Source organism: Allobosea sp. UNC402CLCol, assembly GCF_000745475.1.
GTDB lineage: Bacteria > Pseudomonadota > Alphaproteobacteria > Rhizobiales > Beijerinckiaceae > Allobosea > Allobosea spartocytisi.
Genome location: NZ_JQJJ01000008.1, coordinates 298,327 through 315,874, shown reverse-complemented (window position 1 = coordinate 315,874; position 17,548 = coordinate 298,327). Strand labels below are relative to the sequence as shown.

The window sequence follows — 17,548 nt, the reverse complement described above, 5'->3', positions numbered from 1 at the left end:
TGGGTCGCTAGCTGACGTGTGTCTGTCTTGCTACGAGGAGAGCCAAGGGAAGTAGTTCTGGGGGACTCGATGGGGCATCGCATTGATGAGCAGATTGGCTTCCTGCTTGCTGCGGATGGTCTGAAATCCGTCCAGCGCCATAATCTGCTCTTTAGCGGGAGTCGTAATGAGAATACCGCCGAGCATTGTTGGCACCTGACGCTGATGGCAATGGCCTTGGCCGAATACGCCCCATCCGGCACTGACATTGCCCATGTCATTCAACTGCTCATCGTGCACGATCTCGTCGAAGTGCACGCTGGCGATCACTGGTCGGACGGTAGCGATGCGGGTTTGGTCGCGAGCAAGGAAGCTGCGGCTGCGGAGACCCTCTTCCGCCTTTTGCCAGACGATCAAGCCGCGCGCTTGCACAATCTCTGGGGTGAGTTCGAAGCAAGGCAAACCCCAGAAGCATGCTTCGCAAAGGCCCTGGACGCGCTCCACCCCATGTTGCTGATTTGGGGGCCGGGTGGCACCGACTACGTTCACACGCCGCTGACAGCTGCCCGAATGCGCGAGATCAAGAGAACGGCTTTAGAACCATTTCCCGCTTTGTGGAACTTCGCCGAGAGCTTGCTCGACAAGGCGGTCGAACGTGGAGTGCTGCCTCCCTAATAGTCAGCGGCAGATCATATTGGCGTTCGTCTGCAACGGGTCGAAAGCGGACAAGGCCCGAGAAGTTATCCCCGCCCTCCCGAGCCGCCTCTATCCTCGCCCCACCTCATTCCCGAGGGGCAGCCATCCGGAGGTGTGCCGTTGGTGGGGGTGGGGTCGGCGCCTGCGGGTGGAGTCACGATCCACTCCCGGGAGGCTTCGGGGCACCGCCCTGGGGACACTACGATCCCTGTGCGAGGAGCTCGCTGGGAACGGCCGATGGCATCACGCCTTCGTCCCATGCCCGAGTAGACGCGACAAGGCGATGAGCCGCACTGGCGTCGAAAGGGCTCGCGGCGAAGGATGGCCGCAGGCCCGATAAGCGCGGCCCGGAGACTGAAGAACGCCGGCAAGCGGAGCGCCACGGGGCGTGCGGAGGGTGGCTCAATCCCTCCGCGCCGCATCCTGGCTCAATGGAAGCGGCCTTATACCAACCGCGCCTCGCGGCGCTCCGCTGCCCCTCAATGATCAACGCCCGCGCCTGAGCACGGGCGGGTGAAGGCATGTGCGTCGCGTGGGTTCAGATCGCTTTTGCGGCGTATTGCGCGTCGGTCACCTGTTCGAGCCAGTCGACGGGCGAGCCGTTCAGCTTTTCCTGAAGAGCGATGTGGGTCATCGCGGTCGTCGCCGTGGCGCCGTGCCAGTGTTTCTCGCCGGGCGGAAACCAGACGGTGTCGCCCGCGCGGATTTCCTCGATCGGCCCACCCTCCCGCTGGGCCCAGCCGCAGCCGGAGGTGACGATCAGGGTCTGGCCGAGCGGATGGGTGTGCCAGGCGGTGCGGGCGCCGGGCTCGAAGGTGACGAGGGCCGTGGCGATCCGCGCCGGTTCGGGCGGGTTGAACAGCGGGTCGATACGGACCGTGCCGGTGAAATATTCGGCCGGCCCCTTGCCGGAGGGCTGCGAGCCGATGCGTCGGATTTCCATGGTTCGCTCCTGCTCGCGCGCCCCGCGCCTTATTCCATCACCGCGGCCTTGAGGATGCAGACCATGAGCGCCGAGCCCGGCTCGTTGCCGACGCAGCGGACGATGTGGCGGCGGTCGCAGCGATAGCGCAACGTCTCGCCGGCCTTGGCACGCTGGACGATATCGCCGACCTCGACCTCGAATTCGCCGGCGGTGACGGAGAGCGATTCGATCGAGCCGCGCTGATGGCCTTCGGAATCGAGCTCGCCGCCGGGTTCGGAGGAGACCTCGTACCATTGCAGCCATTCGACCGTCTTGATCCAGCCGACGATGGCGAGCCTGAGCTTGCCGTCCTCGGAGACCAGAATCGGCGTGTCGGCGCGGGTGGTCTTGTCGATGAAAGGCTCTTCCTCGCCGCTGGACAGCACGCGCTCGATCGAGATGTCGAGCGCCTGCGACAGCCGCCAGATGGTCGCCAGCGTCGGATTGGTCTCGTTGCGCTCGATCTGGCTGATGATCGACTTGGCGACGCCGGACTGCTCGGCGAGGTCGGAGAGCGAAAAGTTGTAGGCCTTGCGCAGGCGCTGGATCGTCTTGCCGAGCTGGCCCGAGATGACCTGAGCCCCGGATTCAAGCTCCCGCCCGCCGCGCTCCTTCGTCTCGATTCCCATGAATTCGGCCCCTCCTGCGTATGAGGCCGTTTGTAACGGCGGACGTTCGTTTGAACAAGCGAACAATGCCCGGCATCCGGCGAGGCTGGACCGTGCACCGCCGAAAACGCAGCCGGACTCAGGTCAGGCGGCTGGGGCCGACCTCGCGCTGGGCGCGCCGGGCGAGGCCGAGCTGGCGCTCGCGGAAGATCACGTAGATGCCCGAGGTGATGACGATGAAGGCCCCGATCACGATGGTCTGCGCCGGCCACTCCCCGAACCAGAACCAGCCGATGGCCACCGCCCAGAGCATGGTCGAATATTCGAAGGGCGCGACCAGCGAGGCGTCGCCATAGCGATAGGCCTGGACGATCAGGATCTGGCCGAGTCCGCCGAGGATGCCGATGACGACCATCATCATCGCATCCCTGGCATCCGGTATGTTCCAGCCGAGCAGGATGGTCGAGAGGCCGAGCAGGCTGGTCAGCAGCATGAAGTAGAAGACGATGGCGCCGGTCCGCTCGGTCGAGGTCAGAAGCCGGACCTCGACCGAGGCGAAGGCCGAGCAGAAGGCGCCGGCGAGGCCCAGCGCGGCACCGATCGCGGCGTTGCTGCCGACGGGGTGCGCGCCGGCGCCCAGATGCGGCGAGAGCATGATGAGGACGCCGACGAAGCCGATCGTCACCGCGGTCCAGCGATAGATCCGCACGCGCTCCTTCAGCACCAGCGCCGCGAGCACGACGACCGCCAGCGGCGCGGCATAGCCGATCGCGACAGCCTCCGAGAGCGGCAGGAACTGCAGCGCCGCGAAGCCGCAGAACATGCCGGTCGAGCCCATGATGCCGCGCTTGAGATGGCCGCGCAGATTGTCCGTCTTCAGGGCTTCCGGCAGCTCGGAGCGCCAGGCGAGCCAGATGAGCAGCGGAATCATCGCGAAGAAGGAGCGGATGAAGACGATCTCGCCGGTGGGATAGCGTGTCGAGATCGATTTGATGCCCGCCGACATCAGCGTGAAAGCCAGCGCCGAGACAAGCTTGAGACTGATGCCGAGAAGAGGGGACAAGGCGGCGGCGCGGCGGGAGGGCTGGGACGGGTTCGGGCGAAACCGCTTCTCCTTAGACCATGTCGAGATCGAGGAGCGAAGCGTGAACTCTGCAACCCGGCTAGGCCATTGGCGTGGGAGCGGGTCGTTCGCGACGAAAGCGCGTCATTCTCGGGCAGCGTATCGCGCCGACCCGAGAATCTCTGTCCGGAAGAGGCGCAAGAGCCTCCGGGGCGCGAGATGCTCGGGCCAGCGGCCCGAGGCGCGCGGCTCAGAACGTCCCGCGGAAGGCGCCGCCATCGATCAGGAAGTTCTGGCCGGTGATGTAGCCGGCGTTCGCGCTGGCCAGGAAGGCGCAGAGCTGGCCGAATTCGTCGGGCGTGCCGAGGCGGCCGGCGGGGACCGCGGCGAGCCGCCGCTTCGTCGCCTCCTCGATGCTGATGCCCTGCATTTCGGCCACCTTGTTGGTCGCGGTCTTGATGCGGTCGGTGTCGAACACGCCGGGCAGGATGTTGTTGATGGTGACGTTGGCGTGGGCGACCTCGCGGGCGACGCCCGAGAGGAAGGCGGTGAGGCCGGCGCGGGCGGCGGAGGAGACGTCGAGGCCGGTCAGCGGCGTCACCACGCTGGCCGAGGTGATGTTGACGATGCGGCCGAAGCCGCGCGCGATCATGCCGTCGATGACGCGCTGTACCAGCTCGAGCGGTGTCGCCATGTTCTGGACGACGCCTTCCAGCAGGCCCTCGCGCGTCACCTGGCGGAAGGGCTTGGGCGGCGGGCCGCCATTGTTGTTGACGAGGATGTCCGGGTTGGGCGCTGCCGCGAGCAGGGCGTCCTGACCGGCCTGGGTCGAGACGTCGGCGACGACGGCGATGACGGTCGCGCCGGTCGCGGCGCGGATCGCGCTGGCGGTGGCTTCCAGGGTGGTCGCGTTGCGGCCGTTGATCACGACGGTGCAGCCCGCCTCGGCCAGGGCCTGCGCACAGCCGCGGCCCAGCCCCTTGCTGGAGGCGCAGACGATGGCCGTGCGGCCGGCAATTCCAAGATCCATCAGATGTCTCCGTCAGTTTCGCACGCCGTTGTCGGACAGCGGCCGGTCAGCAAGGCTGAGCACGGATTGCTGGTTCCGTCATCAAAGCGCAACGCAAATCAGACACACGCCGCAAACATCGCAACAGCATGGACTGCCGCGCATGAGCGACGAGGACGACGCGAAGCAGGTTCGCAGCATCTTCATCTCGGACCTGCATCTGGGCACGCGCGGGGCGCAAGCCGATCTCGTGCTCGAGTTCCTGCGGGCCTATGATGCACCGAACATCTATCTCGTCGGCGACATCATCGACGGCTGGCGGCTGAAGAGCGGCTGGTATTTCCCGCAGAGCCACAACGACGTCGTCCAGAAGCTGCTGCGCAAGGTGCGCAAAGGCTCGAAGCTGATCTACGTCACCGGCAACCACGACGACTTCCTGCGCGATTTCACCGGCCTGCAGTTCGGCGGCATCACGCTCGTCGACGACATCGTCCACGAGACGGCGGATGGCCGGCGCCTGCTCGTCATCCATGGCGACCTGTTCGACCTCGTGGTGCGCAACGCCAAATGGCTCGCGCTGCTCGGCGACTGGGCCTACACGGTGGCGCTCGGGCTCAACATGGTGATCAACAAGGTCCGGCGCGTCCTGCGCCTGCCGCACTGGTCGCTCTCGGCCTGGGCCAAGCACAAGGTCAAGAACGCCGTGAACTATATCGGCGAGTTCGAGACCTGCCTCGCCGACGAGGCGCGCCGCCACAATGCGGATGGCGTGATCTGCGGCCATATCCATCACGCGGCCTATCGCGAGATCGCGGGGCTGACCTACATCAACACCGGCGACTGGGTGGAGAGCTGCACCGCCTTCGTCGAGCACCATGACGGTCGCTTCGAATTGATCCGCTGGCCGCAAGGACGCCTCAAGGGCGAGGCGGCCGTGCCGGTCGTCGTGCCGGCCCGGCCGGCCGCCGTGCCGGAACTCGTCGAGGCCGCCCGGAGCATGCTCCAGCCTCTGGAACTGGCACGCATCATTGGCGCTCTGCCGGAAACGGCGGAACGGAAAGCGCGCTGATGCGCGTCCTCATCGCCACGGACGCCTGGCGGCCGCAGATCAACGGCGTGGTGCGCTCGCTCGAACGGATGATCGAGGCGGCGCCGGATTTTGGCGCGACGGCGGCGGCGCTCACCCCGGACGGCTTCCGGCAGATCGCCATGCCGAGCTATCCCGACATCCGGCTCGCGCTCGCCACCCGCCGCGCGCTCGCGGAACGGATCGCCGAATTCAGGCCGGACCACATCCATATCGCGACGGAAGGGCCGATCGGCTGGCTGACGCGGGCGGTCTGCCTGGCGCAGAAGCGCCCGTTCACCACGAGCTATCACACGCGTTTCCCGCAATATGTCGCGGCGCGCTGGCCCATCCCCGAAAGCTGGAGCTACCGGCTGCTGCGGCGCTTCCATGGTCCGGCGGCTGCCGTGATGGTCTCGACCGCGACGGTCGAGGAGGAGTTGCGCCAGCACGGCTTCGAGAAGCTGGTGCGCTGGGGGCGGGGCGTCGATCTCGACCTGTTCCATCCGCGCCCGCAAAGCGTGCTCGACCTGCCGCGGCCGATCTTCCTCAGCGTCGGGCGTGTGGCGGTCGAGAAGAATCTCGATGCCTTCCTGTCGCTGCGGCTGCCGGGCAGCAAGGTCGTGGTCGGCGACGGGCCGGCGCGGGCCGATCTGCAGCGCGCCTTTCCCGAGGTGCATTTCCTCGGGACGAAGGAGGGCGAGGAACTCGCGGCGATCTATGCCTCCTCAGACGTCTTCGTCTTTCCGAGCCTGACCGACACCTTCGGCATCGTGCTGCTGGAGGCGGCGGCGAGCGGGCTGCCGGTCGCGGCCTTTCCGGTGCAGGGCCCGCGCGACGTCTTCGCCGGCAGCGGCGCGGCCGTGCTCGACGAGGATCTGCGCAGCGGCGCCATGCAGGCGCTCAGGATACAGCCTGAAATCCCGCTGGAGCTGGCGGCGCGGCATAGCTGGACGAGCAGCGCGGCGCAGTTCTACGGACATATCCGGCGCGTGGCGCAGCAGGCGGGCTATCTCTCGCGCGAGGCCGTGAGCCCAGGCCTCACAGCCTTCGGGAACGGGCATGGCGCGGAAGGGCGCGGGCTGCCGCGGCGCCTGCCGGCTTGAGCTGGGCGCGGAAGCCGTCGCGCCGCTCATGCACCGAGGCGATGACGAGGCCCATCGGCACGCCGAGCCCGACCAGCGCCGCCTCCGACAATTGCAGGCTCGCCTCGATCGTCTCCGGCACGGCGTCGTTGACGCCGATCTCGTAGAGATGGCGGGCATGGGCCGCATCGCGGGCGCGGGCGACGATGACGATGTCCGGACGCAGGGCGCGCGCGGCCTGCACCGTGGCATCGACGGCGCGCGGATTGTCGATGGTGACGATCAGCGCCGTCGCCTCTTCCAGTCCGCATAGCCTCAGGAAATCGGGCTGCGTCGCATCGCCGTAGAAGGCCGGACGGCCTGAGCGGCGCTGGGCGGTGACCAGGGCCGCGTCCGAATCGATCAGGATGTGCGACTTGCCGTGCTCGTCCAGCATCGAGGCGACGAGGCGCCCGACACGCCCGCCGCCGACGATGATGGCGCGCGGCGCGCGATCGTCCGGCGGGAGCACCTTGGCCTCGTCCGGCAAGGTCACCGGTGCGGCGAGCTTCTGGGCGAAATGGCGGGCGAAGCGCGCCTGCAGGGGCAGCGCGACCATGGTCAGCGACACCGCCGCCAGCGCGATGCTGGTCGCATTGCGGTCGAGAAGGCCTGTGGCGGAGGCATCGTTCAGCAGCACGAAGGCGAATTCGCCGCCGGGGCTGACCATCAGCGCGGTTTCGAGCGCCGTCGCCGCAGAAAGGCGGAAGCGGCGGGCGAGAACGAAGATGATGAGGCTCTTGATCGCGACCAGCCCGACCGCGATGGCGAGGATGGCGACGGGGTGGGCCGCGATCTGGGCCGGATTCACGCCCATGCCGACGGTGAGGAAGAAGACGCCGATCAGCAGGGATTTGAAGGGGTCGATCGTGACCTCGATCGCCCGGCGGAACTCGGTCTCGGCCAGCAGCAGCCCGGCGATGAAGGCGCCGAGCCCCATCGAGAGCCCGGCGGCGGCGGCGATGAGGCCGGTGCCGAGCGCCGTCAGCAGCGTTGCGGCCATGAAGCTTTCGGCCGAATCGGTCGAGGCGACGAGGCGGAAGAGTGGGCGCAGCGCCAGCCGGCCGATGACCACGATGGTCGCGATGGCCGCCGCCGCCTGGATGAAGGCCTGCGCCAGACCGGCGACGAGCGAGCCCGAGCCGTTCTGCGCATCGAGCACGGCGATCAGGAACAGCAGCGGGATGACTGCGAGGTCCTGGCAGAGCAGGATAGCGAAGCTGGCGCGGCCGGCCGAGGTCGTCATCCGCTTCTTGGCGGCGAGCAATTCGACCACCATCGCCGTCGAGGAGAGGGCGAGGCCGAAGCCGATGATCAGCGCCGCCGTCGTGGGCTGGCCCAGCGCATAGGCGACGAGGCCGATCGCCGCCGCCGAAAGGCCGACCTGGCCGAGGCCGAGCCCGAAGACGAGGCGCCTCATCGTCATCAGGCGCTCGAAGGACAATTCGAGCCCGATGACGAAGAGCAGGAAGGCGACGCCGAGCTCGGCCGGCCCGGCCAGCGCCTCCGCATTCGAGACCGTGACAGTGCTGAGCAGCGGCACCTTGGAGACCAGCCCGCCGAGGCCGAAGGGGCCGAGCAGCGCGCCGCAGGCCACGAAGGCGATGATCGAATTGATCTTGAAGCTCTTGGCAAAAGGCACGATCACGCCGGCCGTCGCGAGCACGACGACGGCGTCCTTGTAGACGGAAGGATCGACGGTTCCGGCCAAGGCCTGCCCTTGCGATTCGATGGAGAAGCGGATGCCTCGTCATTCTTGCGATTCGTGGGTGCGATGCACAACCTTCGAATTGCGGTGGCGGAGAGAAATTCGCCTTGCGACGCGAGCGCTTAGGCAACGACCTTCGCGCCGAGCGTGCAAATGGCGGTTTTCGCGTTCGGCGCCGATGGGCTAGCGTACCGGCGTACAGTCAGAAGGATCGCTCATGCGTTTTGCCGGCACCGAGAACTATGTCGCGACGGAGGACCTCACCGTCGCCGTCAACGCCGCGATCCGGCTGGAGCGGCCGCTCTTGGTGAAGGGCGAGCCCGGCACGGGCAAGACGGTGCTGGCCGAGGAGATCGCCGCCGCGCTCGGTGCACCGCTCATCACCTGGCACATCAAGTCGACGACCAAGGCGCAGCAGGGGCTCTACGAATACGATGCGGTGAGCCGGCTGCGCGACAGCCAGCTCGGCGATCCGCGCGTGTCGGACATCGCCAACTACATCAAGCGCGGCAAGCTCTGGGAGGCTTTCGTCGCGCCCGCCCGGCCGGTGCTGCTGATCGACGAGATCGACAAGGCCGATATCGAATTCCCCAACGACCTGCTGCTCGAGCTCGACCGCATGGAGTTCCACGTCTACGAGACGGGCGAGACCGTCAAGGCGGCGCGGCGGCCGGTGATGATCATCACCTCCAACAACGAGAAGGACCTGCCGGACGCCTTCCTGCGCCGCTGCTTCTTCCACTATATCCGCTTCCCCGACGCGCAGACGATGCAGCAGATCGTCGAGGTGCATTTCCCCGGCATCAAGAAGCGGCTGATGGAGGAGGCGCTGCGCCTGTTCTTCGAGGTGCGCGAGGTGCCGGGCCTCAAGAAGAAGCCCTCGACCTCGGAACTGCTCGATTGGCTGAAGCTGCTCGTCGCCGAGGATATCGGGCCGGAGGTGCTGCGCGAGCGCGATCCGCGCAAGCTCATCCCGCCGCTGCACGGCGCCTTGCTCAAGAACGAGCAGGACGTCTCGCTGTTCGAAAAGCTCGCCTTCATGGCGCGGCGCGAGAGCCGCTGAGCCCAGCTTCAGCCGATGCCGAGCAGCGGACGGGCGTTCAACGCAGCGATGAGCGCCGCTGCGGTGATGCCGGCATAGACCAGGGCGAAGGCTTCGATGCTGCGCAGCGCTGCGGTGCGGCCAAGCAGCGAGGCGAGGAGCGCGAAGGCCGGCAGGATCTGCATGGCGTGCAGCGCCAGGAAATGGCCGAAGCGCAGGTCGCCGACGCTGAGCGACCAGCCGAAGACCGGGACGGCGGGCGCCGATGGCGGCACTGCGCCGACCGTATGTGATCCGGTCGCGCTGAGGACGACGCCCGACAGGATGCCGAGCACGGCGGTCAGCCCGAGGCCGAGGATGAGCGAGCGCCGCAGCGCCGGCGGGAGCGGCGCGGCGTCCTGGCGGGCGAGGCCATAGGCGAGGATACCGCTGGCGGCCGTGAAGAGCACCGCTGCGATGCCCATCGCGGCATAGAGCGCGATGGCGAGCGCGCTCTCCTCATTGTAGTGCGAGGCTTCGGCGCGCGAGGCGCGCCAGGCGATGTAGACGATCTCGAAGGTGAGCAGGGCGATCACCGGCCGGACCGTGAAGCGGCCGAGCCGCGAGCGCTGGAAGGCTTCGCCGGTCAGCGGCAGGATGAGCGCGAAGGAGAAGAGGTAGATCGCGACCGAGATCTCGAACTTCAGCGGCTTGAGCCAGACATTGTCGCCGTTGAAGAGGCGCGGATCGAGGGCGTAGGCGAGCGCGGTCGGGACTGCCAGCAGCAGCATCGCGATCCCTGCGGCGGTCAGCCGGGGCTCCCATTCGAGCGCGCGCAGCGGCGCCGGCAGCCGCGCTAGGAAACGCGGAATCCGGTCTTCCGAGGCGATGGCGCGACTTGCCGCAAGAAGGAGGTAGAGCAGATAGCCGACCGGGCCGAAGAGGAAGGTCAGGGCGAGGACAGGCAGCATCGCCCCATGCGGCAGACCTTCGCGTTGCGAGCGGCGCAGCAGCCAGGCGCCGATCAGGAGATCGAAGGCGAGGTAATGCGCCCAGCCGGCGAGCAGCAGCGGCCGCGAGGCGAACAGCGCCGCGACATCGTCGAGCGAGGAGAAGCCGCCGTGCGCCTGATGCCAGTACACCCCGATCAGGACGAGATAGCCGAGCGACAGCAGGCTCGGGATGACCAGGCCCGCGAGGAACTGGCCGGCGCGCCAGCGCGGCGTCACGAGCAGCAACAGCCAGCCGCCAACGGCCAGCAGATTGGCCGCGGAAAAGGCGGCGTCCAGCGTCAAAGGTGGCATGACGACCTCCGAACTTGACAGTGTTCAGTTGCGGGACGGTTCTGACTCGCTATCTTGACGCCGTCAAGATGATTTTGACACTGTTAGGATTGGCGGAGTTGCCGATGGCCGAAGCGACGCCCCGGGCCATGCGCGAGCATTATCACCATGGCGCTTTGCGGCAGGCGATGATCGCGGCCGCGGAGGAGGTCCTGGCCGAGCGGGGGCTCGGCGGCTTTACCTTGCGCGAATGCGCCCGGCGGGCCGGGGTGTCGCCGGCGGCTCCCGCGCATCATTTCGGCAATCTCACCGGCCTGCTGACGGCGATCGCGACGCTGGGCTTCGACGATCTCTCGACGGCGATGGACGCCGCGGTCGCGGCGGCGCAGGAGGCGGGGACCAGCCGGCTCGCCGCGATCGCGCGGGCCTATGTCGAGACGGCGCTCGCCAATCCCGGACGCTTCCGGGTCGTCTTCGGCCAGCGCGGAATAGACAGGGAGGACCCTGCCTTCCGGGCCGCCTCGACACGGGCTTTCGCCATCCTTGTGCGCGAAGTCCGGTTCGGCCGCGGCCTGCCGCCGCTTCAGCTTCCGGACGGGAAACCCAGCGCTGACGCCCTCGATCCCGAGCTGCCCGAGGTCCTGCTGGCCTGGTCGGCAGTGCATGGCTTCTCGACGCTGCTGATCGATGGCGCACTGGATTTCCTGGCGGAAGGCAACCGGCAAGCTTTCCTCGACAGGCACGCGGCGCGGCTGTTCGGGCTGCTGGCTTCGGCGCTTTCGGTCGAGGACGGGCCGGTCTCCGCAAGGGAAGCGTGATCGGGCTTCGTCGCGCGAAGCCTGACGCCGATTGCGCGGCCCCGGTATCCGCAAGTTGCGGGAGGCAGGCGGGCGCTGTTCAAGACGGCTGTTCCGGCAAGGCGTCGCAGGGCGGAATAGCCGTCGCCAGATCGACCGTCGGGGCAGCGGCACGCACGGCCCCGGCCAAGTCGACATCGCGGGTCAGCAGGACGTAATCCTGCGTCTCCGATGTCTTCAGATAGCTCGTCATCGGGATCGGCTTGCCGGAGAGCTCGCCGAGCCGGCAGGCCTTTTCGGCCGTCAGGGCGATGCTGCCGCGATTGCCGCTGTTGTGCGGACCGACGAACATCTCCTCCCGGAAGCTGCCGATGCGTGCGGCGTCCGCCGCGCTCAGGCGATAAACCGTGAGGCGACGCCCGGGCGCCGCGACGCTCGGCAGTTGTGCCAGCTCCTTCGTGTCGCGCACTTCCTCGAGAACGACCTTGCGCTCGTGCCGCCCGCCCTCCCTGGGCAGAGCGACCATTGTCATGGTGATGCTACCCGGAAGCGGGCGGATCTCGGCCGGCAGGCTGATGCCGGCTCGCAGCGCAGTGAGCTGCGTCGTCCGGATATCGATCTGCGACAGCTTCGGCAGCGAGGTCACAGGCACATGGCCGCAACCGGCGAGCAGGCCGCCCAGAAGGAGGCAGAGGGAGGGAACGGTCCGCATCGGAAAGCCTGTTCGATTGATTTTGACATTCAAAAATTCATCTATTAGTTTAATTTTGTCAATCGAGGACATCGTCATGCTGAATTCGGATCCGCCTTCCGCCGCCTTGACCCGCGATGCCGTCGCTCGCCTTCAGCGCATCAGCCGATGGGCACGCGCCTTCAGCTATGCAGCCGGATTTCTCATGCTCTTTGGCCTGGTCTGGCTGTGGACGGATTCCGAGGCGCTCGCTCGGCACGCGCGCAGCGCGATCGGGATCGCGAATGCTCCGTTCGCGCCTTCCCCGAGAGGCTACTGGACGGCGTTTGCGCTCGCCTGGGCTCCCGCCACACTCTTCATCCTGGCGATGCTGCGGCTGGGGAGATTGTTCCGGGCATTCGGGGAGGGCAGGGTCCTCGTCGAGGAGAACGCGGCGGGGCTTTCGCGTATCGGCTGGCTTCTCGTCGGCTTCGGCGCCGCGACGCCGATCGTCCGCGCGGCGCAGAGCATGGCGCTGACTTTCGACAACCCCAGCGGATACAGGCAGATCGCGATCATGCTCGATCCCGGCACTTTCGCGGCCCTGACCGCGGGGGCGACGCTGGTCGCCTTCGGCCTGGTGTTGCGGGAGGCGATCAGGCTCTCGGACGAGAATCAGAGTTTCGTGTAAGCCGGTGCCATGCCCGTTATCGTCGAACTCGATGTCATGCTGGCGCGCCGCAAGATGCGCTCCAAGGAACTTGCCCAACGGATCGGTTTGACCGAGCAGCAGGTTTCGCAGCTCAAATCCGGTAAGGTGCGCGGCATGCGTTTCGATACGTTGTCGCGCATCTGCGAGGTGCTGCAGTGCCAGCCGGGTGATTTGTTGCGCTATGAACCGGAAGTCGATGCCGCAGGCGATTGATCCCCTCGCAAATCGAAGGCGGCATCGCTAGGTTCCTCCCATGCGACGCCTCATGCTTCTGCGCCATGCGAAATCGAACTGGCCCACCGGCGTGGCCGATCGGGACAGGCCGCTCGCTCCGCGGGGGCGCGAGGCGGCTCCGGTGATGGGGCGCTATCTCGCCGACGAGCTGCTGCTGCCGGACCTCGTGCTGATCTCGCCGGCCAAGCGCACGGTCGAGACCTGGGAACTGGTCGCGCCGATGCTGCCGGAGAAGCCGGCGACGCAGTACGAACCGCGTATCTACGAGGCCAAGCCCGGGGCGCTGCTCTATGTCGTGCAGGAGACGGAGCCCTCGGTCAGGACGCTGCTGATGATCGGCCACAATCCCGGATTCGAGGAGCTGGCGCGGCGTTTGGCCGGGCATGGCGACCGCTATGCGGCGGCGCGGATGAGCCAGAAATATCCGACGGCAGGCCTCGCGGTGATCGATTTCGCCATCGAGGATTGGCGCGATGTCGCAGAGCGGGGCGGGCGGCTCGACCGCTTCGTGACCCCCGCGTCGCTGGGCGAAGGCCCCGACGAATGAACGTCGTCGCATCGTGAGCGATACCTCCTACATCGATACGGCCCGCAATGCGGCGCTGGCCTTCGGCGACAGCCTGCTCGGGCTCGCGCGGCCGCGCCTGCGGCTCGGCGTCACCGGGCTGTCGCGTTCCGGCAAGACCGTCTTCACCACCGCCCTGATCCAGAACCTGATCGAAGGGGCGCGGCTGCCGGTGCTGAAGGCAGCGTCGGAAGGGCGGATCGCCCGCGTGCGGCTGGTGCCGCAGCCCGATCCCGACGTGCCGCGCTTTCCCTATGAGGCGCATCGCGCCGCGATGAACGGGGCCGAGCGGCGCTGGCCGGACTCGACGCGGCGCATCTCGGAACTGCGCGTCGAGATCGACTATGAGCGGGCCTCCGGCTGGTTCAAGGGGCCGGCGACGCTGACGCTCGACATCGTCGATTATCCCGGCGAATGGCTGCTCGACCTCGCCTTGATCGGACAGGACTACAAGAGCTGGTCGGCGCAAGCCGTGGCGGATGCGCGCAAGGCCCACCGCCGCGCGGCCGCAGCCGAATGGCTCGCCGATCTCGCCGGGCGCGATCCGGAAGGGCCTGCTGACGAGCTCGCGGCCGAGGCGGCGAGCGAGCGCTTCAAGGGCTATCTGGCGCGGCTGCGAGCCGACCCCGAGGCGGTGGCGGTGACGCCGCCCGGCCGGTTCCTGATGCCGGGCGATCTCGAGGGCTCGCCGGCGCTGACCTTCGCCCCGCTCGATCTCGGCCATGATCGCGAGCCCCGGCCCGATACGCTCGCCGGGCTGATGGCGGAGCGCTTCGAGGCCTATAAGCGCGTCGTGGTCACGCCCTTCTTCCGCGACCATTTCGCGAGGCTCGACCGGCAGATCGTGCTGGTCGACGTGCTGGCGGCGCTTGATGCCGGGGCGCCGGCGCTGGCCGATCTCGAAACCGCGCTGGGGCAGGCGCTCGCGGCCTTCTCGGTCGGGCGCAATTCCTGGCTCTCCAGCCTGTTCGCGCCGCGCATCGAGCGCGTGCTCTTCGCCGCGACCAAGGCCGACCATATCCATCATTCCAGCCATGACCGGCTGGCGGCGGTGATGTCGCTCCTGGTCTCGCGGGCGCTGACGCGAGCGCAGGGCGCCGGCGCGCAGGTCGAGGCGATGGCGCTGGCCGCCGTCAGGGCGACCCATGAGGTGCGCATCCGGCAGGGGCGCGAGGAATTGCCGGCCATCGCCGGCGTGCCGGAGGCGGGCGAGGAGATCGACGGGAAGGTCTTCGACGGCATCACGGAGGCTGCGATCTTTCCCGGCGAATTGCCGGAGCGGCCCGACGCGATCTTCGACCCGAAGGCGCGTTGGCAGATCAGGGCGCCGCGCTTCCGCCCGCCGCTGGTCGAGGCGGATGCGGGCGGGCGGCTGAAGCCGCCGCCGCAGATCCGCTTCGACCGGGCGCTCGAATTCCTGATCGGCGACAAGCTGGCCTGAGGAGGGCGCGGCGATGACGAAGGCACCGCGAGCGATCCTTCTGGGCGAGAAGGCTGCGCATGAGGTGGAGGTCGACGACGGCGTGATCCGGCAGGGCGATGTCGCCATCCTGCCCGAGAGCGAACCGGTCGATGCGGCCGAGCCGGCGGCCGTGCCGGTGGCGAAACGAGCTTTTTCCTGGGGCTCGCTCTTCGTTGCCGGCCTGTCCGGCTTCCTGGCGCTGGCTGCCGGTGTCTGGGTCCAGAACACGATCTCGGCGCTGATGAGCCAGAACCCGGCGCTCGGCTATGCCGCACTCGCCTGCGCAGCCATCGCGGCCTTTGCCTTGCTGGTGATGCTGGTGCGGGTGCTGCGCGACATCCTGCGCGAGCGCAAGGTCGAGTCGTTGCGCCAGCGCGGTGCGGATCTGCTCGTCGGCGGGACGACGGACGACGCCAAGGCGCTCGCCAGCGAACTCATCGGCCTCTACAAGGGCCGGGCGCAGACGGCGAAGGGCCGGGGCGAGCTCGAAGAGGCGTTGCCGCAGCTCTTCGCGCCGCGCGATGTGCTCACAGTGGCCGAGCGCAGCCTGCTCGCGCCACTCGACGCCCAGGCAAAAGCGCAGATCGCGATCGCGGCGCGCAGGGTTTCGCTGGTCACGGCGGTGAGCCCGCGCGCGCTCGTCGACGTGCTCTTCGTCCTCGTCGCCTGTGCGCGGCTGCTGCGTGCCATCGCCGGCATCTATGCCGGGCGGCCCGGCACGCTCGGCCTGTTCAGGCTGGCGCGGCAAGTGCTCAACCATCTCGTGCTGACCGGCGGCATGGCGGCGGGCGATGCGGTGATCCAGCAGGTGCTGGGGCAGGGGCTCGCGGCGCGCCTTTCCGCCAAGCTCGGCGAAGGCGTGATCAACGGCATGCTGACCGCCCGGATCGGGCTCGCAGCGCTCGCGGTCTGCCGTCCGCTGCCCTTCGTCGAGGTCACGCCGCCGACGCTGTCGGACGTCGCGGGCGATCTCGCCTCCTGGCGCGGCAGCAAGGCCGAGGCGGAATAGACCCGGCAGAATCTGCCGGGGGTAGGCGTTTCTGCCCGGCGCGGACTGCCACGAAACCTCCTGTAAACGATCTAACTCACTGAAATGAAACGACCATGCCGGTGGCATGGCGCGTGCAGACTTCGCCGAGAGTTGTGGGCTGCCCCCAAGGGGCATGCCGGTCCAGGCGAGGGTTCCATGGGTGTTTTCAGTGCGCTGACGACAGCGGTTTCGGGCATGCAGGCGCAGTCCTATGCGCTGGAGAACATTTCCGGCAACATCGCGAACTCGCGGACGACCGGCTACAAGCGGGTCGATACGACCTTCGCTGACCTGGTGCCGGATTCCGCGCTGAACCGCCAGACCGCCGGCTCGGTCGCCGCCTTCAGCCAGGCGACCAACTCGATCCAGGGCGATCTCAACGCCACGCGGATCGACACCAACGTCGCGATCAACGGCGACGGCTTCTTCGTGGTCGATCAGCGCAAGAGCGGCGTCGGCGCCAACACCCTGTTCGCCAACCAGAACCTCTACACCCGCCGCGGTGATTTCGACTTTGACGCCAATGGCTATCTGGTGAACGGCGCGGGCTACTATCTCAAGGGCCAGAAGATCGACCCGGTGACAGGCCAGCTCATCGGCACCCAGCCGGAGGTCCTGCGGATCACCAAGGACCAGTTCCCGGCCAAGGCCACGACCTCGATCGAGTACAGCGCCAACATCCCGGCCTATCCGAAGACCAACACCGCCGACAGCACCGTTCCCGGCTCCGAACTGCTGAACCCGGCGAGCTTCCCCACGAGCAATCCGCTCGCCACACCGGCCGGCACCGGCCTCGTCGTCGGCAGCGAGATCACCAGTTTCCTCAGCCAGTCGATTCCCGGCGGCTCGGTCACGGTCTACGACTCGCTCGGCAAGGCGACCAATGTCGAGCTGCGCTGGGCCAAGACGACGAATGCCTCCGCCGGTCCGCCGGCCACGGTCGACACCTGGAACCTCTTCGTCGCTGAAAATACGGGCGCGACCGGCGGCGCCGTGGCCTATCGCAACGCCAATGTGAACGTGACCTTCGATGCGACCGGCAAGATGGCGCTGCCTGCCGGCGGCACCATTCCGCTGCCGACCATGACGATCGGGGGCAACGCGATCACCGGCATCCAGCTCACGACCGATGGCGGCACCGCCCTGACCCAAAACGGCGACGTCAGCGGCCAGATCGATGCCCGCAGCATCCGGCAGGATGGCTACACGGCCGGCACGCTCGACCGCGTTTCGGTCTCGGCCGAGGGCCAGGTCATCGGCACCTTCTCGAACGGCCAGGTCGTCGCGATGGCACAGATCGCGGTGTCGCGCTTCAACGCCGACAACGCACTCAAGCGCCTCGACGGCGGTGCCTATGAGGAGACGATCGAGTCGGGTCCGCCGATCGTCGGGCTGGGCACCTCGCAGCTCGTGGGCGGCAGCGTGGAGCAGTCCAACACCGACATCGCCGACGAGTTCTCGAAGATGATCGTCACCCAGCAGGCCTATTCGGCCAACACCAAGGTCATCAGCACCGCGCAGGAGATGCTGACCGCGGTGTTCAACATCATCCGCTGA

The 17,548-nt window shown here is 67.6% G+C and carries 18 protein-coding genes; 11 read left to right on the top strand and 7 right to left on the bottom strand.

Features of this window, described 5'->3' with window-relative positions; translation table 11 throughout:
* Positions 1-69 precede the first annotated feature (69 nt).
* Positions 70-654 carry an HD domain-containing protein gene (locus GY40_RS03530; protein ID WP_051987480.1) on the top strand — a complete coding sequence of 195 codons (585 nt, stop codon included), beginning with the start codon at positions 70-72 and terminating at the stop codon, positions 652-654.
* Between the two features lie 559 nt (positions 655-1,213).
* On the opposite strand, the gene GY40_RS03525 is transcribed toward GY40_RS03530, so the two are convergent.
* The 4 genes from GY40_RS03525 to GY40_RS03510 form a co-directional block, all read right to left on the bottom strand.
* Positions 1,214-1,618 (bottom strand): (R)-mandelonitrile lyase, encoded by a 405-nt coding sequence (locus GY40_RS03525; RefSeq protein WP_038358686.1) that lies wholly within the window; start codon positions 1,616-1,618, stop codon positions 1,214-1,216.
* Between the two features lie 29 nt (positions 1,619-1,647).
* On the bottom strand, positions 1,648-2,268 hold the full coding sequence (locus GY40_RS03520) for a helix-turn-helix domain-containing protein (protein WP_038358685.1): 621 nt from the start codon (positions 2,266-2,268) through the stop codon (positions 1,648-1,650).
* A 118-nt stretch (positions 2,269-2,386) separates the two neighbouring features.
* Complete coding sequence (locus GY40_RS03515) at positions 2,387-3,310, bottom strand: DMT family transporter (RefSeq protein WP_081925101.1); 924 nt, start codon at positions 3,308-3,310, stop codon at positions 2,387-2,389.
* Positions 3,311-3,560: 250 nt separating this feature from the next.
* The gene (locus GY40_RS03510; RefSeq protein ID WP_038358683.1) at positions 3,561-4,340 is read right to left on the bottom strand and encodes an SDR family oxidoreductase; all 780 of its coding nucleotides are present in this window, start codon (positions 4,338-4,340) and stop codon (positions 3,561-3,563) included.
* A gap of 142 nt (positions 4,341-4,482) precedes the next feature.
* Here GY40_RS03510 and GY40_RS03505 point away from each other — a divergent pair, with 142 nt between their 5' ends.
* Both GY40_RS03505 and GY40_RS03500 read left to right on the top strand, forming a co-directional pair.
* Positions 4,483-5,388, top strand: coding sequence for a UDP-2,3-diacylglucosamine diphosphatase (locus tag GY40_RS03505; RefSeq protein ID WP_081925099.1), 906 nt, complete (start codon positions 4,483-4,485; stop codon positions 5,386-5,388).
* Positions 5,388-6,491, top strand: a complete 1,104-nt coding sequence (locus tag GY40_RS03500; RefSeq protein WP_081925097.1) for a glycosyltransferase family 4 protein — start codon at positions 5,388-5,390, stop codon at positions 6,489-6,491. Before GY40_RS03505 ends, GY40_RS03500 begins: the two co-directional genes overlap by 1 nt.
* Here GY40_RS03500 and GY40_RS03495 read toward each other — a convergent pair.
* Positions 6,427-8,220, bottom strand: a complete 1,794-nt coding sequence (locus tag GY40_RS03495; RefSeq protein WP_210323554.1) for a cation:proton antiporter domain-containing protein — start codon at positions 8,218-8,220, stop codon at positions 6,427-6,429. The two genes, GY40_RS03500 and GY40_RS03495, sit on opposite strands and share 65 nt — an antisense overlap.
* 214 nt (positions 8,221-8,434) lie before the next feature.
* On the opposite strand from GY40_RS03495, the gene GY40_RS03490 reads away from it, so the two are divergent.
* Entirely contained in the window at positions 8,435-9,280 is an 846-nt protein-coding gene (locus tag GY40_RS03490) for an AAA family ATPase (RefSeq protein WP_038358682.1), read from the top strand.
* Positions 9,281-9,288: 8 nt separating this feature from the next.
* Here GY40_RS03490 and GY40_RS26415 read toward each other — a convergent pair whose 3' ends face one another.
* Positions 9,289-10,542 (bottom strand): ABA4-like family protein, encoded by a 1,254-nt coding sequence (locus GY40_RS26415; protein WP_081925093.1) that lies wholly within the window; start codon positions 10,540-10,542, stop codon positions 9,289-9,291.
* 104 nt (positions 10,543-10,646) lie between these two features.
* Between GY40_RS26415 and GY40_RS03475 the strand changes: the two genes are divergently transcribed.
* Positions 10,647-11,339, top strand: coding sequence for a TetR/AcrR family transcriptional regulator (locus GY40_RS03475; protein ID WP_051987477.1), 693 nt, complete (start codon positions 10,647-10,649; stop codon positions 11,337-11,339).
* A gap of 79 nt (positions 11,340-11,418) precedes the next feature.
* On the opposite strand, the gene GY40_RS03470 is transcribed toward GY40_RS03475, so the two are convergent.
* On the bottom strand, positions 11,419-12,030 hold the full coding sequence (locus GY40_RS03470; protein ID WP_038358681.1) for a hypothetical protein: 612 nt from the start codon (positions 12,028-12,030) through the stop codon (positions 11,419-11,421).
* Between the two features lie 76 nt (positions 12,031-12,106).
* On the opposite strand from GY40_RS03470, the gene GY40_RS26410 reads away from it, so the two are divergent.
* From GY40_RS26410 to GY40_RS03440, 6 genes are all read left to right on the top strand, one after another.
* On the top strand, positions 12,107-12,679 hold the full coding sequence (locus tag GY40_RS26410) for a DUF2975 domain-containing protein (RefSeq protein ID WP_197062694.1): 573 nt from the start codon (positions 12,107-12,109) through the stop codon (positions 12,677-12,679).
* Between the two features lie 9 nt (positions 12,680-12,688).
* The gene (locus tag GY40_RS03460; RefSeq protein WP_038358680.1) at positions 12,689-12,913 is read left to right on the top strand and encodes a helix-turn-helix domain-containing protein; all 225 of its coding nucleotides are present in this window, start codon (positions 12,689-12,691) and stop codon (positions 12,911-12,913) included.
* A 40-nt stretch (positions 12,914-12,953) separates the two neighbouring features.
* The gene (locus GY40_RS03455; RefSeq protein ID WP_038358679.1) at positions 12,954-13,481 is read left to right on the top strand and encodes a SixA phosphatase family protein; all 528 of its coding nucleotides are present in this window, start codon (positions 12,954-12,956) and stop codon (positions 13,479-13,481) included.
* 31 nt (positions 13,482-13,512) lie between these two features.
* Positions 13,513-14,940, top strand: coding sequence for a YcjX family GTP-binding protein (locus tag GY40_RS03450; protein ID WP_248311109.1), 1,428 nt, complete (start codon positions 13,513-13,515; stop codon positions 14,938-14,940).
* Between the two features lie 13 nt (positions 14,941-14,953).
* Positions 14,954-15,970 carry a YcjF family protein gene (locus GY40_RS03445; RefSeq protein ID WP_038358677.1) on the top strand — a complete coding sequence of 339 codons (1,017 nt, stop codon included), beginning with the start codon at positions 14,954-14,956 and terminating at the stop codon, positions 15,968-15,970.
* 177 nt (positions 15,971-16,147) lie between these two features.
* The gene (locus GY40_RS03440) at positions 16,148-17,548 is read left to right on the top strand and encodes a flagellar hook protein FlgE (protein WP_038358676.1); all 1,401 of its coding nucleotides are present in this window, start codon (positions 16,148-16,150) and stop codon (positions 17,546-17,548) included.

Coding starts and splice junctions, on each gene's coding strand:
- GY40_RS03530 (WP_051987480.1), top strand. CDS start 70: ATGGGGCATCGCATTGATGAGCAGATTGGCTTCCTGCTTGCTGCGGAT.
- GY40_RS03525 (WP_038358686.1), bottom strand. CDS start 1,618: ATGGAAATCCGACGCATCGGCTCGCAGCCCTCCGGCAAGGGGCCGGCC.
- GY40_RS03520 (WP_038358685.1), bottom strand. CDS start 2,268: ATGGGAATCGAGACGAAGGAGCGCGGCGGGCGGGAGCTTGAATCCGGG.
- GY40_RS03510 (WP_038358683.1), bottom strand. CDS start 4,340: ATGGATCTTGGAATTGCCGGCCGCACGGCCATCGTCTGCGCCTCCAGC.
- GY40_RS03505 (WP_081925099.1), top strand. CDS start 4,483: ATGAGCGACGAGGACGACGCGAAGCAGGTTCGCAGCATCTTCATCTCG.
- GY40_RS03500 (WP_081925097.1), top strand. CDS start 5,388: ATGCGCGTCCTCATCGCCACGGACGCCTGGCGGCCGCAGATCAACGGC.
- GY40_RS03490 (WP_038358682.1), top strand. CDS start 8,435: ATGCGTTTTGCCGGCACCGAGAACTATGTCGCGACGGAGGACCTCACC.
- GY40_RS26415 (WP_081925093.1), bottom strand. CDS start 10,542: ATGCCACCTTTGACGCTGGACGCCGCCTTTTCCGCGGCCAATCTGCTG.
- GY40_RS03475 (WP_051987477.1), top strand. CDS start 10,647: ATGGCCGAAGCGACGCCCCGGGCCATGCGCGAGCATTATCACCATGGC.
- GY40_RS03470 (WP_038358681.1), bottom strand. CDS start 12,030: ATGCGGACCGTTCCCTCCCTCTGCCTCCTTCTGGGCGGCCTGCTCGCC.
- GY40_RS26410 (WP_197062694.1), top strand. CDS start 12,107: ATGCTGAATTCGGATCCGCCTTCCGCCGCCTTGACCCGCGATGCCGTC.
- GY40_RS03460 (WP_038358680.1), top strand. CDS start 12,689: ATGCCCGTTATCGTCGAACTCGATGTCATGCTGGCGCGCCGCAAGATG.
- GY40_RS03455 (WP_038358679.1), top strand. CDS start 12,954: ATGCGACGCCTCATGCTTCTGCGCCATGCGAAATCGAACTGGCCCACC.
- GY40_RS03445 (WP_038358677.1), top strand. CDS start 14,954: ATGACGAAGGCACCGCGAGCGATCCTTCTGGGCGAGAAGGCTGCGCAT.
- GY40_RS03440 (WP_038358676.1), top strand. CDS start 16,148: ATGGGTGTTTTCAGTGCGCTGACGACAGCGGTTTCGGGCATGCAGGCG.